Here is a 13,988-nt window from a genome sequence, read left to right on the forward strand (position 1 = left end):
CGCCCGGCGGCACGGCCCGTATGGGCACTGCCCAGGCGTCAGGAAGCCCCGGGGGTGCCGGCTTCGCGTTGCCCGGGGGCGGCAACGTAGGCGTCAAGCTTGGCGAGGGTCTGCTCGATGCTGGCCGGGTGGCGGCGGAGGTAGCCGGCCAGGCGCAGCAGGATCCTGGCGCGCACCTGCCTGGCGTCCCACTGTTCCGTGACGAGGGTGCCGGGGTTGCCGGCGTCGTCGGTGGCGGGCTCCAGCAGGTACCGCCAGATGTGGCCGCCGAAGTGCCGCCAGGCGATCCGCCGGCCCTCCTCGAACTCGCACACCGTGTTGAGGATCTTGTAGTCCAGTTTCATGTTCATGTCCATGCCGAACTTCGCACCCAGGGCGAGCCGTTCGGGGCCGCGCGGCTGGGCGCCCTTCACGGTGTCCGAGCCGTCGATCACGCTGTGCAACGCGGGGTTGGACAGCACTTCGAAGATGGCTTCCGGAGCTGCCGCGATGAAGCGGCTGCGGGACACGAGATATCTGTTGGTCATCCGCTAAGCCTAGACCTGCGTTGTGGGACAGAGGATCTGTTGCACAATAAATCATGCAGACTCCGCCCCTACCCCGCAGCGGCCGGCCCCGCATCGGCGTTCCCGTCCGGCTCAGCAGTTCCACGGACCCGGATCCGCGGGTGGCGGAGGCCAACGCGCTCTTCGACTACATCGTGGAACTAGTGCGCGACGGCGGCGGCGAACCGGTGCTGCTGACCGCGCCGGAGGAGCCGCTCGAGACGCTCGACGGCGTCGTCCTTCCGGGCGGCGGCGACCTGGACCCCCGGCGCTACGGCGAGGTGCCCGGTGACGCCTGCTACGACGTCAGCCACGCCCAGGACGAACTGGACATGTCCATTGCCCAGCGGTCGATCGGCGCGGGACTCCCGGTGCTCGGCGTCTGCCGGGGGCACCAGCTGCTCAATGTGCTCTATGGCGGGACGCTGATCCAGGACATGGATCCGGGGACCGTGGCCCACCGGGAACCGGAGCCGGTGGACGGGGCCGGGCCGTGGGCCTGGCACGAGGTCGAGGTGCAGGGCGGGAGCAAGGTTGCCGGGCTGTACCGCGGAGAAACAGGCAGCGGAACAGCCGGCGGCACCGGCCATGGCAGCGGAGGCAACGGCACGGCCCGCGTCACGGTGAGGATTGCCTCCGGCCACCATCAGGCCGTGGGCCGGGTCGCCGCCGGACTTAAGGTGACAGCCGTGGCCGCGGACGGGACCGTCGAGGCGCTGGAGGACCCGGAACGCTGGGTGGCGTCCGTGCAGTGGCATCCCGAGGCCGTAGAACTCCCGGCCGAGGAGCGGCTGGCCCCGTTCCGCGCCTTCGTTGAGGTGTGTCGCAGATCTCCCCTGGCCTGAAACGCCCTGCTATCATGGACTTAGGCAGTATGTCCTATCAAGCGAACATATGCCGAGGAACGTGACCGGCGGCCCAACCTGGGCCCAGGTCCGGGGCACAAGGGAGCGCTTCAACAGTGGCTATTCAAAAAGTGGCGAATCAACTCAAACTCAACGTCGACCGGTCCTCCCCGGTCCCGCTCTACCACCAGGTGGTCCAGGGCATTGAAGCCGCGATCCACGGCGGGATCCTTCCGCCAGGGAGCCGGCTCGACAACGAGATCGACCTGGCCGCCCAGCTGAACCTCTCCCGCCCCACCATGCGCAAAGCCATGGACGAACTGGTCCGCTCGGGCCTGCTGGTGCGCAAGCGCGGCGTCGGCACCCAGGTGGTCTCCAGCCAGGTCCGGCGCCCCCTGGAACTCTCCAGCCTGTACGACGACCTCAGCAACAACGGGAGCAAGCCCACCACGGAGGTGCTGAGCTTCTCCCACGATGAGGCCGACCCAGCCACCCGACAGGCACTGGAGCTCCCCGACGGCGCCAAGGTCTACCACTTCACCCGGCTCCGGAAGGTCGGCGGCAAACCGCTGGCGCTGATGGAGAACTGGGTCCGCGATGACATCACCCCCCTCGACGAGGCGCTCCTGGGCTCACAAGGCCTGTACGGAATCCTCCGCAACGGCGGCGTAAATTTCCGGCTCGCCTCACAGCGGATCGGCGCCATGATCGCCAACGACTACCAGGCCACCCTGCTGGAAACCACTCCCGGCTCGGCCCTCGTGACCATGGAGCGCACCGCCGTGGACGATACCGGGCGCCAGGTGGAGACCGGACACCATGTCTACCGCGCGGATTCCTACAGCTTCGAAATGACGCTCGTCCAAAGGTAGGCGGCACCGCGCCAGCTGGCCGTTCAGCGCTGCGCGCCCCGCCGTCGCGAACACCCCGCCGCGAGCACCCCTCCCCGTCAACTACCCGCGCCTTCCTCCGGCGCGACAACGAAAGGGCTGAACTCATGGCCAACTGGGTCTATCCGCTCGGCACCGCCGCCCAAGGCAGCTGGGACATCTCGCTGGGACCGTTAGATTCCGCCGTGCCGGTGGAAGGCTGGGCCCACACCGGGCTGAAGGTCGCCACGCTGGGCGCCGGGGCCGCCGTCGAACTCCCCGCGGCGGACGAGGAACGCATCGTGGTCCCGCTCAACGGGTCCTTCACGGTGTCCGTCGACGGCGAGGACTACCGGCTGGCCGGCCGGGCGGACGTCTTCAGCGGCCCCAGCGACGTCCTGTATACGGGAACCGGGAGGGCCCTGAGCATCAGTTCGGCCGGCGGCGGTCGCGTCGCCGTGGCCACGGCCCCGGCCAAGGCCTCCTACCCGACTCGCCTCATCACGGCCGCGGAGACCCCGGTGGAACTGCGCGGGGCCGGCAACTGCTCCCGCCAGGTCCACAACTTCGGCACCCCCGCCGCGCTGGAGGCAGACCGCTTCATCGTCTGCGAGGTCCTCACCCCGGCCGGCAACTGGTCCTCCTATCCCCCGCACAAGCACGACCAGGAGAAGGACGGCGAAACCAGCCTCGAGGAGATCTACTACTTTGAAACCCGGGTGACGCCCGGCGCTCCGGCACGGCCGGGGGCGGACGACGCGATCGGCTACCAGCGCGTATACGCCTCGGACGAACGGCCCATCGATGTCGCGGCGGAGGTGCGGACCGGCGACGTCGTCCTGGTGCCGTACGGCTGGCACGGGCCGGCGATGGCGGCTCCGGGCTATGACCTGTACTACCTCAATGTGATGGCCGGCCCCGGCCCGGTCCGCGAGTGGCTCATCAGCGACGACCCGCACCACGGCTGGATCCGCCAGACGTGGGAAGGCCAGGACCTCGATCCGCGGCTGCCCTTCGGCGCCTGAGACGCCGCTACCCACTACAGACAAAAAGAACCCCGGAGCCCTTGGGCTCCGGGGTTCTTGCGCTCCACCCGGCGACGGAACCGGATGGGGCGGTCCGTTCAGCCGGCCACGGCCTGGACCACGCGGACCGGCACGCCGGTCGCGAGGGATTCCTGGGCGGCGTCCGCGACCCGGGAGGCGGCCACCGCATCCTCCGGGGTGCAGGGGTTGTCCCGGCGGCCCAGGATCAACTCGACGAAAGCCGCCATCTCGGAGCGGTAGGCCGCCTCGAAGCGCTCGGCGAAGGTCCGGTGCGGCTTTCCGGCCGGGAACGAGACCCCGGCTTCGGCCGAGGCCAGCGCCGATTTGTCGTCCAGGCCAACCATGAGCGAACGGCGGGAACCCTGGATTTCCAGCCGCACGTCGTGGCCCGCCCCGTTGTACCGGGTGGCCGAGACCGTTCCCACAGTGCCGTCGTCGAAGGTCACCAGCGCGAGGGCGGTGTCCACATCGCCGGCTTCCCCGATGGCCGGGTCCCCGTTGTTGGAGCCCCTGGCGTACACCTCGACGATTTCCCGGCCGGTGAGCCAGCGCAGGATGTCGAAGTCGTGGACCGAGCAGTCCCGGAACAGTCCCCCGGAGCTGGCCAGGAACTCGACCGGCGGCGGGGCCATGTCGCAGGTGACGGCGCGCAGCGAGTGGATCCAGCCCAGTTCCCCGGCCTGGTAGGCGCGCCGGGCCTCCTGGTAGCCGGCGTCGAAGCGGCGCTGGTGGCCGATCTGGACCACGCCAAGCCGGTCCCGGATGTACTCGAGGACGGGCAGGGCGTCGGCCATGTTCAGGGCTACGGGCTTCTCGCAGAAGACCGGGATTCCGGCGTCCACTCCGGCCTTGATCAGCTCCGGATGGGTGCCGGTTCCGGTGGCGATGACGAGTCCGTCCAGCCCGGAAGCGAGGAGCGTCTCCACGGAGGGCAGGAACTCGGCACCGAGCCCGGCGGCAACGGTCCGCGCGTGCTCTTCGGCGACGTCCGTGAGCCGGAGCCGGACGTTGATGCCCTGCGGGTTCAGGACGCCGTTGAGCCCGGCGATGTTGTTGGCGTGCATCACGCCGATCCGCCCCACCCCGACCAGTCCGAGGATTACGTCTTTCATGCGTCTGCTCCTATGTGTAGTGCCGGCACGGTGAATGCCGCCCGGAAAGCCTCCAGGGCAGCGTCGCTGTCACCGCTGGCCCAGGCTTCCATGCCCACGGTCCCGTCGTAGCCTGCCCCGGCGAGTGCCCTCGCGACGGCAGCGTAGTTGATTTCACCGGTTCCGGGTTCGCAGCGGCCCGGAACATCCGCCACCTGGATCTCACCGATGTGGGGCAGTGCGGCCCGCACCAGTTCAATGAGGTTCCCCTCCCCCAGCTGGGCGTGATACAGGTCCAGCATGAGTTTCACCCTGGGGTGGCCGGCGGCCGCCACGAGCGCGAGGGTGTCCTTGGCTCGGGCCAGCGGGATGCCGGGGTGGTCGAGGATGGTGTTGAGGTTCTCGAGGCAGAACGTCACCCCGTATTTCTCGCCGAGCCGGCCGAGCCGCTCGAGGGTCCGGGCCCCGGTGATCCACATCAGCCCGCTGGACCGGTAGACGGGACGGGCCGCGTGGCCGTCGATGAGTTCGGCCGGGTGCACCACCATCCGGCTCACGCCTAGCTCCAAGGCGATGGGGATCAGCGACTCGGCCGTCCGCACCACCTCATCGGCCGATTCGGGGTCCACCAGGCTGCCGGCGGTGTATCCCGTCATGGACGAGAACACGGCCCCGGTGGCCTTGAGGGCTCCGATGTCTTTGGTCCTGGAGTCCCAGAGTTCGACGTCGAACCCGGCCTCGTGGATCCGGCGCACCCGCTCCGTGAACGGGAGGCCGGTGAAGACCATCTCCGCGCAGACGGCCAGGCGCATCAGAGGACTGCCGTCTCGTTGACCGCAGCTGTGTTGACGGCCCCTGTGTTGACGGCACCTGCGTTGACGGCAACCGGGGTGCCGCGCTTGACCGACTCGATGCAGGCCAGCGCCACGGCCAATGCGCGCCGGGCGTCGGCAGCGCCGGGCGTGAGCGAGTAGGCGGCCGACGGGGGCGTGGTGCCGTCGCGCCGTGCGCGCACGGCGTCGGCAAAGTCGACGAGTTCATCGGTGTAGGCCTGGCGGAACAGCTCGATGTTCAGCCGCGGGGTGTCGGCCGACATCCCTTCGGCGGTGAACCGGCGCGCGGCGGTTTCCGTGGCGCGGCCGGCCTGGACCATGCCCTTGGAGCCGAAGACTTCCCCGCGGATGTCGTAGCCGTAGAGGGCGCTGAAATTTGCCTCGGCCACCGCGATGGAACCGTTGCTGTAGCGGATGGTCACGACTGCCGTGTCCAGGAAGCCCTGGTCGCGCAGTCCGGGTTCCACGAGCGCGTCGGCAACGGCGTAGACGTCCACCGGTTCGGCGCCTTCGTTGAACCAGTTCAGCGTGTCGAAGTCGTGAATCAGGGTTTCCAGGAAGACGGTCCACGCCGGGACCCTGGCTGCGTGCGGGATGCGTCCCGTGCCGGGATCCCGGGTCAGCGACCGCAGCAGTTGCGGTGTTCCGACGGTTCCGGCGGCGAGATCCTTCTTGGCGGCCTGGAAGTCCGCCGCGTACCGGCGGTTGAAGCCGATCTGGAAATGCACTCCTGCTGCCTCCACGGCGGCCAGGGCGGCGTCGAGCTCGTCGAGCCCCTGCCCGGCCGGCTTCTCGCAGAACACATGCTTCCCGGCGGCGGCGGCCTGGGCGATCAGCGCGGAGTGGAAGCGCGCCGGGCTGGCAATGATGACGGCGTCGATTTCCGGGTCGGCGAGGATGTCGCCCGCGTCGGCGGTCACCTTGCCGGCTCCCAGGGCGGTTGCCAGCGCGCCAGCGGATTCCACGTTGGGGTCAGCGATGGCCGCGAGCTCGGCGCCCGGGACCCGGCGGGCGATGCTTTCGGCGTGGAAAGCACCCATCCAGCCCGAGCCGATGAGCCCGATCCGCACGGGCAGGACGGCGTCGGAAGGGTTGTGGTTCAGGTAAGCCAAAGGCTTGTCCTTTCTAGATTCAGACCGCAGTTATTAGTAAGTCTTGCCGGTGGTCTGGGCCACCTCGGCCACCTCGCCCTGGACTTCCTTGACGACGTCGCCGTGCCCGCCGAGTTGTTCGAGTTCGTGGGCGAGTTCGGCGAGTTCGGCGCCGCCGGCCATTTGGGCCGTCAGTTCGTCGAGGGTGATGTCCTTTTTGTCGTAGTAGCCGATGGACTTGCCGCGTTTGAGCAGCAGGAACCGGTCGCCGACGGGGAAGGCGTGGTGCGGGTTGTGGGTGATGAAGATGACGCCGAGGCCGCGGTCGCGGGCCTGCAGGATGTAGCGGAGCACCACGCCGGACTGCTTCACGCCCAGGGCGGCGGTGGGCTCGTCCAGGATCAGGACCTTCGCGCCGAAGTACACGGCCCGGGCGATTGCGACGCACTGGCGTTCACCGCCGGAGAGCTGGCCGATGGGCTGTTCCACGTCGCGCAGGTCGATGCCCATCGCGGCGAGTTCCTGGAGCGTGATCTCCTTCATCTTCTCGACGTCCATGCTCTTGAACGGGCCGAAGCCGGAGGTCAGTTCCGAGCCGAGGAAGAAGTTCCGCCAGATCGGCATCAGGGGCACCACCGCGAGGTCCTGGTAGACCGTGGCGATGCCGGCGTCCAGCGCGTCGCGGGGTGAGGTGAATTTGCGTTCCTCGCCCATGACCTTCAGGATCCCGGCGTCGTGCTGGTGCAGGCCGGCGATGATCTTGATCAGGGTGGATTTGCCGGCGCCGTTGTCGCCCAGGACGCAGGTGACGCGGCCGTTGTCCACGGCCATCGTGACATCACTCAGGGCGATGATGTTGCCGTAGTGCTTGGCGACCCCGTCGAGGGAGAGCAGGTGCACGGGGGTATGGGTGAGGGGGTCTTTTTCGTTCTGCAGCAGCGTTTGCTGGTCGATTTCTTTGGCGTTCATGTTCTTCGGGGCCCCTTTACTTCAGTTCCGCGCGGCGCTTGACGATGAGGTTGACGATGGTGGCCAGCAGCAGCATCAGGCCCAGGAAGAACTTGAACCAGTCCGGGTTCCACTGGGCGTAGACGATGCCCTTGTTGGCCATGCCGAAGATGAACGCGCCGATCGCGCCGCCGATCGCCGAGCCGTAGCCGCCGGTGAGCAGGCAGCCGCCGATGACCGCGGCGATGATGTAGAGGAATTCGTTGCCGACGCCTTCACCGGACTGCACGGTGTCGAAAGCGAAGAGGTTGTGCATGCCCAGGATCCAGCCGCAGAACCCCACGGCCATGAACAGGCCGATCTTGGTGGCCTTGACCGGCACGCCCACGGCGCGGGCGGCGTTGGCGTCCCCGCCGACGGCGAAGATCCAGTTCCCCACCCGGGTCCGCATCAGCACCCAGGTGGCCACAGCGACGAGCGCGAACCAGATGAACACGGTGATCTTGACTTCGACGCCGCCGATGCTGACCGAGGAGGCGAACACCGCCCGGGCCGAGGCGAAGCCGTCCATGGCCGCGATGGACGGTGAGGACACCGAGCCGCCGATCAACCGGGTCAGGCCCAGGTTCAGGCCGGTCAGCATCAGGAACGTCGCCAGTGTGACGATGAAGGAGGGCAGCTTGGTCTTCATCAGGATCCAGCCGTTGATGAAGCCGATGGACAAGGAGACCACCAGGGCCAGGGCCACTCCGACCCAGACGTTCGTGCTGAAGTACCAGCTGAACATCGACGCGGTCAGGGCCGAGGAGATCACGGCGACACCGGTGGAGAGGTCGAACTCCCCGCCGATCATCAGCAGGGACACCCCCACCGCCATGATCCCGATCGTGGAGGAACCGTAGAGGATGGTCGCCAGGGCGTTGGGCTGGGTGAACGTCGGGGACACCAACGCGAAGAAGACGAACAGGACGATGGCGCCCACCAGGGCACCGACCTCGGGACGTCCGAGGAGTTTCTGGAACAGACTGCGCTTGGCGACTCGTTCATCGGGCGCCGCCGGCTTTGGCTTGGTCTGGGTGATGGTCATGATGATTCTCCTTGCTGCCGGGCCGGCGTGAACCGGCCCGGCCAGCGGACTGTTAGCGGATGCCCTGCTGGGCGAACTTCAGGACATCAGCCGCGTTGCTCTTGTCGACGATGCTCGGGCCGGTGAGGACCGACTGGCCGCCGCCCAGCTTGAAGCCGCCGCGCTTGTTCTGCCAGAGCGCGTCAATGGACATGTAGCCCTGCAGCCACGGCTGCTGGTCCACGGTGAAAAGAACAGCGCCGTCGACGATCTTCTGCGCGAGATCCGCGTTCAGGTCGAAGCTTGCAACCTTGGCTGAGCTGCCGGCGTCCGTGACGGACTTGAGGAGCGTGAGGGTGATGGGGGCACCCAGGCCGATGATCACGTCGGCGTCCTTGGTAGCCTGGAGCTTGGCGGTGGCGGTGGACTGCACGGCGGTCATGTCCTTGCCGTCGACGTAAAGGATTTCCGCCCCGGGCACCTTGGCCTTGACGCCTGCACAACGGGCTTCAAGGCCGACGTGGCCTTGCTCCTGGATCACGCAGACCGGGTGCTTGTAGCCCTCTGCCGCGAGCCTGGCGCCCACGGCCTGGCCTGCGAGCTGCTCGTTGGAACCGAAGTGGGTGAACGCTCCCAACTGCGTCGAAACACTCTCACCGGCGTTGAGGCTTACGACGGGGATGCCGGCGTCGGTGGCCTTCTTCAGTGCGTCTTTGAGGGCTTCGGGCTTGGCGAGCGTGACCGCGATGCCGTCGACCTTCTGGTCGATGGCCTGCTGGATCAGCTGGGCCTGCCGGCCGGCTTCGGGATCGGACGTGTACAGCAGCTCAACGTTGTCCTTCGCAGACGCCTCCTCGGCGCCCTTGCGGACGATGTCCCAGAAGGTGTCGCCCGCCGCGGCGTGGGTAATGAGGGCGACCTTGATGCGGGCGGTCGAAGCGGCCTGGCCGCCGCCGGCGGCGTTGCCGGAGTCTGCGGGCTTGCCGCCGGTGCTTGAACATGCACTCAGTGCCAGCATCGGGACAACCGCTGCTACCAGGGTTGCCTTGCGCCAGGAAAATTTAGCCACCGTGAATCTCCTTTGATCTCAGCTCCGGGCTGCTACCTTGCAGCCGCCGGAATAATGCCTACCTCGATCATGGTGACTTAGCTCACGCATGTCAATACTTTGTCCTGACATTAGGATGTAATCACGTAACTAATCAGGTTGTACGCGTAAAGAATCGTCGGATTGACGGCGGTTCCGCGCCCCGCGGCACAGCCGAAAACGACGACGGCGGCAGGCCCAGGGCCGCCGTCGTCGTCGCTGTTGTTGTCGTCGCTGTTGTCGCTGTCATCGCCGCCGTGGCCGCGCCGCGACCGGGGCCGCTAGGCCCGCTGGAGATCCACACTCTCCCGCTCGCCGTCCGCGCGGCCGGCGTCGGTTCCGGAGGCGACGCCGGGGCGCGGGGCCCGTCCGGTGCCGTGCCGCTTCGCAGCGGCTGCCGCAAAGACCATAACGCCCAGGCCCAGCAGCGTGATTCCGGCGCCGGCCCAGATGGGCGAGGTGTAGCCGAGCCCGGCGGTGATGGTCACGCCGCCCATCCACGCGCCCAGGGCGTTGCCCACATTGAAGGCGCCGATGTTGGCGCCGGACGCCAGGGTGGGCGCCGTCGTGGCGTACTTCATGACGCGCATCTGCAGCCCGGGGACCGTGGCGAAGCCGAAGCCGCCCAGCAGCACCATGGAGGCGATGGTCATCGGCTGGCTGCCGGCGGTGAGCGCGAAGGCCACCAGGACAACCACCAGGGCGGCGAGCGCCACCAGCAGGGTACGGTCCACGTTCCGGTCTGCCGCTTTGCCGCCCACGGTGTTCCCGATGAAAAGGCCCACGCCGAACAGGATGAGCAGCCACGGCACGGTGGAGGCCGAGAACCCGGTGACCTCGGTGAGCGTGAAGGCGATGTAGGTGAAGGCGCCGAACATGCCGCCGTAGCCGAGGATGGTGACCAGGATGGAGAGCCAGACCTGTCCGGAACGGAAGGCGCGGAGCTCCCCGCGGAGCCCGCCCGCGGCCGCCTCTCCCGCACCGGTTTTCGGCACCAGCGTGAGAATGCCGACCAGCGCGAGCACACCGATGCCCGTGATCGCCCAGAAGGTGGACCGCCAGCCGGCGGCCTGGCCCAGCATCGTGCCGAACGGCACGCCCAGCACGTTGGCGGCCGTGAGCCCGGTGAACATGATCGCGATTGCCCCGGCCTTTTTGGTGGGGGCGACCATACTGGCCGCAACGACTGCGCCGATGCCGAAGAAGGCGCCGTGCGCGAGCGCCGCGATGATGCGGCCGGTCATCATCAGCGCGTAGCCGGGTGCGATGGCGGAGACCAGATTGCCGGCAATAAACAGCACCATCAGCACGGCGAGCACCGGTTTGCGCTCGAAGCGCGTCACGGCGGCGGTCAGGAGCAGGGCCCCGACGACGACGGCGAGCGCGTAGCCGGAGATGAGCCAGCCCGCCGTGGCCTCACTGACCTGGAAGTCCGCGGCCACTTCGGGCAGCAGGCCCATGATGACGAACTCCGTGAGTCCGATCCCGAAGCCGCCGAGGGCGAGTGCTATCAGGCCAATAGGCATGGAGGTGCTCCTTCAAAACTGTACGGAAAGAAATGCGAAGCGTAAGCTATTAGTTGCAGACGCGTTATTTATTGTTGCACAAGCAACTATGCCGCGCAAGCAACTAAATCGTGGACTGCCGGTGTTCCTGGATATTTGGGGGGCGGGCAGGCTGATCTGAAGGGAAGAACTGATGGGCATCAAGGACGACGCCGTCGAGGTCCGGGCGCAAGGCTGGCGGACCCTGGCGGCCCTGCACGGGCTGATCGAGGCCGAGCTGGAGCGCGCATTGCAGGCGGTGGCGCAGCTGTCCGTCGTGGAGTACACCGTGCTGGACGCGCTGAGCCGCCAGGACGGCTGGCATATGCGGATGCAGCAACTGGCCCGCGCCACCGCGTTGAGCGCCAGCGCCACCACGCGCCTGGTCAACCGCCTCGAGGACCGGGGGCTGCTGACCCGGATCCTGTGCGCCGATGACCGCCGGGGAATCTACACCGAGCTGACGGCGAGCGGCATCAAGCTGCTGGAGGAGGCCCGGCCCAGCCATGACGCCACACTGGAGCGGGCGCTGGCCGAGGCACGGGAGGTTCCGGAGCTGGCGCCCCTGGTGGACGCGCTCCCGACGCTGCACGCGCACGTCTAGCGACGCCGCCCGGCTTCCGGGCACGGACAAAGCCCTGCCCCGCGTTGGATCGCGGGGCAGGGCTTTGTGTTGGAAAGCCTACGCGGTGACGGGCTGCTTGGCGGCCGCGCTCTTGAAGTAGTGCTCCAGGTCTTCCAGGCTCTTGTCCTTGGTTTCCGGGACCACCCGTTTCACCCAGACGATCGCTGCCAGCTGCATCGCCACGAAGATGAAGAACGTCATGGAGACGCCGATCCAGGCGACCATTTGCGGGAAGAAGAATCCGATCAGGAAGTTGATCATCCACAGCACGAACACGCAGATGCCCATGCCGATCCCGCGGACGTGCAGCGGGAAAATTTCGGACATCGTCAGCCACGTCACTGTGCCGATGCAGGACTGCATGGACGCCAGGAACGTCACCATGAACAGCAGCACCAGACAGCCCCGGAGGGTGCTTGCCGGGATCAGCATCGAAATCAGGCCAATGGCCAGCAGCGAGGATGACGTACCGGCGAGGCCGGCCACCAGCATGGATTTTCGGCGCACCCGGGTCATCAGGGACATGCCGACAATGACGGCGGCCACGGAGGTGACCCCGTTGACCACGTTGGCGAGCAGGGCGCCCTTATCCCCGAAGCCGGAGCTGGAGAGGATCGAGGTGCCGTAGTACATGATGGCGTTGACCCCGCTGATCTGGTTGATGACCGCCATGCCCAGGCCCACCACAAAGATCCTGCGGATCCACGGCACGGTGAGGTCGCGGAAGGTTCCGAGCCTGGATTGATAGTCTTCCCGGGCAGCCTGCCGCACTTCATCGAATTCCGTGGAGACGTCGGCCGGGGCGCGGGTCTTGCGCAGGACCTCGAGCACCTCGCCGAAGCGTCCGGCCGAGGCCAGCCAGCGGGGGCTTTCGGGCAGGACCAGCATTCCGAACCAGAGCAGGACGGCGGGCAGGGTTGCGATGACCAGCATCCAGCGCCACACGTGGGAGGCCTCGGGGAAGGCGTTACCCAGGACGGCATTGAACGTAAACGCCAGGAACTGGCCGGTGACGATCATGAGTTCGTTCTGCGTGACGATCCGCCCGCGCTGGGCTGCCGGCGACATTTCCGCGAGGTACACGGGCACGATCACCGAGGCCCCGCCGACTGCCAGGCCCAGGACGGTCCGGGCCGCGACCAGCAACTCCGTCGTGGGGGCAAGGGAACAGGCGATGGTGGCGACGGCGAAGATGAGGGCCAGCGCCATGATCGTCTTGCGGCGGCCGAACCGGTCGGAGAGCCGGCCGGCAGTGATGGCACCGAAGGCCGCGCCGAACAGCAGGGTCGATGTGACCAGGCCCTCGGTCAGCGGCGTCAGCCCAAGGTCACGCTGCATGAACGGCAGTGCCCCGTTGATGACACCGGTGTCGTAGCCGAAGAGCAGGCCGCCGAAGGTCGAGAACAGCGCGACCCGCCGCATGAACCCCTTGGGATTCGCGAGGGCACCGGCGGGGCCGCCCCCGGTGCGGGCCGAAGGACTGGTGAGTGTGGTTTCTACTCTCTGCATAGGGCGGCCGCTACCGGGCTTTTTCGATGTAGGTGTTCATCATGTCCAGCTGGTAGCGGGAGACCTCGGCGGCGTCGTCGTCCTCGGCGAAAACGCTGGAGACCATGACGGTGTCCTCGCGGTCGAGGAAGCCGATTTCCTGGAGACCGCCGAAGAACTCGTCCCAGTTGACGTCGCCGTCGCCGATTTTCAGGTGCTGGTGCACCCGGACCGGGTTGCCGGGCGGGTTGGTGATGTAACGCAGCCCGTGGGATGCGTGGTGGTCCATGGTGTCGGCGACGTGGACCAGGCGGAGCTTGTCCCCCGCGGCGCGCATGATGTCCAGCGGCGCGTTCTGCATGTGGAAACTGTGGGAGGCGACGTAGACCAGGCCGACGTTCTTGGAGTTCAGGCCGCGGATCACCCGGATCGCGGCCAGGCCCTCCTCGACGAAGTCATCCGGGTGCGGGTCGATCAGCAGGTCGATGCCTTCGCGTTCGATGATCGGCAGCAGTTCCTCCATGGAGCGGTAGAACGCGCGCTCGGATTCCTCGGCTTTTTCCGGGCGTCCGCTGAATTCGGTGTTCATGGTGCTGACGCCGAGGTCCACGGCGATCTGGATGGCACGTTTCCAGTACCGGACGGCCGCCTCGCGGGCATCCTCATCCGGGCCGGACCAGCGCAGCACCGGCAGGACTGAGGCGATTTCGATCCCGGCGTCCTTGCTGGCCGCCTTGAGCTGGCCCACCAGTTCGTCATCGGCCTTCGGGTGATTGTAGAACGGGATGAGATCGGCGTGCGGGGTCATCTGCATGTACTTGTAGCCGAGGTCCGCCACCACCCGGGGAAACTCAAGCAGGCTGTGCGAGTGGTGGAAGGGCGTTGGATCAAGCGCGATTTTCACGAGGAA

At 67.4% G+C, this 13,988-nt stretch carries 14 protein-coding genes; 4 read left to right on the forward strand and 10 right to left on the reverse strand.

The features are described 5' to 3' along the window. Positions 1-38 precede the first annotated feature (38 nt). On the reverse strand, positions 39-527 hold the full coding sequence (locus tag BJQ90_RS01635; protein ID WP_226758566.1) for a polyketide cyclase / dehydrase and lipid transport: 489 nt from the start codon (positions 525-527) through the stop codon (positions 39-41). Positions 528-580: 53 nt separating this feature from the next. On the opposite strand from BJQ90_RS01635, the gene BJQ90_RS01640 reads away from it, so the two are divergent. From BJQ90_RS01640 to iolB, 3 genes are all read left to right on the forward strand, one after another. Then, positions 581-1,390, forward strand: coding sequence for a gamma-glutamyl-gamma-aminobutyrate hydrolase family protein (locus BJQ90_RS01640; protein WP_226758567.1), 810 nt, complete (start codon positions 581-583; stop codon positions 1,388-1,390). Positions 1,391-1,521: 131 nt separating this feature from the next. Then, entirely contained in the window at positions 1,522-2,262 is a 741-nt protein-coding gene (locus BJQ90_RS01645; protein ID WP_226758597.1) for a GntR family transcriptional regulator, read from the forward strand. A gap of 125 nt (positions 2,263-2,387) precedes the next feature. Then, entirely contained in the window at positions 2,388-3,284 is an 897-nt protein-coding gene (gene iolB, locus BJQ90_RS01650) for a 5-deoxy-glucuronate isomerase (protein WP_226758568.1), read from the forward strand. 98 nt (positions 3,285-3,382) lie between these two features. On the opposite strand, the gene BJQ90_RS01655 is transcribed toward iolB, so the two are convergent. From BJQ90_RS01655 to BJQ90_RS01685, 7 genes are all read right to left on the reverse strand, one after another. Then, complete coding sequence (locus BJQ90_RS01655) at positions 3,383-4,417, reverse strand: Gfo/Idh/MocA family oxidoreductase (protein ID WP_226758569.1); 1,035 nt, start codon at positions 4,415-4,417, stop codon at positions 3,383-3,385. After that, complete coding sequence (locus BJQ90_RS01660) at positions 4,414-5,208, reverse strand: TIM barrel protein (RefSeq protein ID WP_226758570.1); 795 nt, start codon at positions 5,206-5,208, stop codon at positions 4,414-4,416. The genes BJQ90_RS01655 and BJQ90_RS01660 overlap by 4 nt, the downstream gene beginning before the upstream one ends. Beyond that, on the reverse strand, positions 5,208-6,341 hold the full coding sequence (locus BJQ90_RS01665) for a Gfo/Idh/MocA family oxidoreductase (protein WP_226758571.1): 1,134 nt from the start codon (positions 6,339-6,341) through the stop codon (positions 5,208-5,210). The genes BJQ90_RS01660 and BJQ90_RS01665 overlap by 1 nt, the downstream gene beginning before the upstream one ends. 33 nt (positions 6,342-6,374) lie before the next feature. Further along, positions 6,375-7,289 (reverse strand): ATP-binding cassette domain-containing protein, encoded by a 915-nt coding sequence (locus BJQ90_RS01670; protein ID WP_226758572.1) that lies wholly within the window; start codon positions 7,287-7,289, stop codon positions 6,375-6,377. A gap of 16 nt (positions 7,290-7,305) precedes the next feature. After that, positions 7,306-8,355 carry an ABC transporter permease gene (locus BJQ90_RS01675; protein WP_226758573.1) on the reverse strand — a complete coding sequence of 350 codons (1,050 nt, stop codon included), beginning with the start codon at positions 8,353-8,355 and terminating at the stop codon, positions 7,306-7,308. A 52-nt stretch (positions 8,356-8,407) separates the two neighbouring features. Continuing rightward, complete coding sequence (locus BJQ90_RS01680; RefSeq protein WP_226758574.1) at positions 8,408-9,403, reverse strand: substrate-binding domain-containing protein; 996 nt, start codon at positions 9,401-9,403, stop codon at positions 8,408-8,410. A gap of 299 nt (positions 9,404-9,702) precedes the next feature. Beyond that, entirely contained in the window at positions 9,703-10,947 is a 1,245-nt protein-coding gene (locus tag BJQ90_RS01685) for an MFS transporter (RefSeq protein WP_226758575.1), read from the reverse strand. Positions 10,948-11,119: 172 nt separating this feature from the next. Between BJQ90_RS01685 and BJQ90_RS01690 the strand changes: the two genes are divergently transcribed. Continuing rightward, positions 11,120-11,569, forward strand: coding sequence for a MarR family winged helix-turn-helix transcriptional regulator (locus tag BJQ90_RS01690; protein ID WP_226758576.1), 450 nt, complete (start codon positions 11,120-11,122; stop codon positions 11,567-11,569). 78 nt (positions 11,570-11,647) lie between these two features. On the opposite strand, the gene BJQ90_RS01695 is transcribed toward BJQ90_RS01690, so the two are convergent. Both BJQ90_RS01695 and BJQ90_RS01700 read right to left on the reverse strand, forming a co-directional pair. After that, positions 11,648-13,099: a sugar porter family MFS transporter gene (locus tag BJQ90_RS01695; RefSeq protein WP_319004586.1), complete on the reverse strand. Its 1,452-nt coding sequence runs from the start codon at positions 13,097-13,099 to the stop codon at positions 11,648-11,650. A 10-nt stretch (positions 13,100-13,109) separates the two neighbouring features. Next, on the reverse strand, positions 13,110-13,982 hold the full coding sequence (locus BJQ90_RS01700; protein ID WP_226758577.1) for a sugar phosphate isomerase/epimerase family protein: 873 nt from the start codon (positions 13,980-13,982) through the stop codon (positions 13,110-13,112). Positions 13,983-13,988: the final 6 nt, after the last annotated feature.

Origin of the sequence: Arthrobacter sp. SO3, assembly GCF_020532825.1 — a bacterium.
Lineage (GTDB): Bacteria > Actinomycetota > Actinomycetes > Actinomycetales > Micrococcaceae > Arthrobacter.

Coding starts and splice junctions, on each gene's coding strand:
- BJQ90_RS01635 (WP_226758566.1), bottom strand. CDS start 527: ATGACCAACAGATATCTCGTGTCCCGCAGCCGCTTCATCGCGGCAGCT.
- BJQ90_RS01640 (WP_226758567.1), top strand. CDS start 581: ATGCAGACTCCGCCCCTACCCCGCAGCGGCCGGCCCCGCATCGGCGTT.
- iolB (WP_226758568.1), top strand. CDS start 2,388: ATGGCCAACTGGGTCTATCCGCTCGGCACCGCCGCCCAAGGCAGCTGG.
- BJQ90_RS01655 (WP_226758569.1), bottom strand. CDS start 4,417: ATGAAAGACGTAATCCTCGGACTGGTCGGGGTGGGGCGGATCGGCGTG.
- BJQ90_RS01660 (WP_226758570.1), bottom strand. CDS start 5,208: ATGCGCCTGGCCGTCTGCGCGGAGATGGTCTTCACCGGCCTCCCGTTC.
- BJQ90_RS01670 (WP_226758572.1), bottom strand. CDS start 7,289: ATGAACGCCAAAGAAATCGACCAGCAAACGCTGCTGCAGAACGAAAAA.
- BJQ90_RS01675 (WP_226758573.1), bottom strand. CDS start 8,355: ATGACCATCACCCAGACCAAGCCAAAGCCGGCGGCGCCCGATGAACGA.
- BJQ90_RS01685 (WP_226758575.1), bottom strand. CDS start 10,947: ATGCCTATTGGCCTGATAGCACTCGCCCTCGGCGGCTTCGGGATCGGA.
- BJQ90_RS01690 (WP_226758576.1), top strand. CDS start 11,120: ATGGGCATCAAGGACGACGCCGTCGAGGTCCGGGCGCAAGGCTGGCGG.
- BJQ90_RS01695 (WP_319004586.1), bottom strand. CDS start 13,099: ATGCAGAGAGTAGAAACCACACTCACCAGTCCTTCGGCCCGCACCGGG.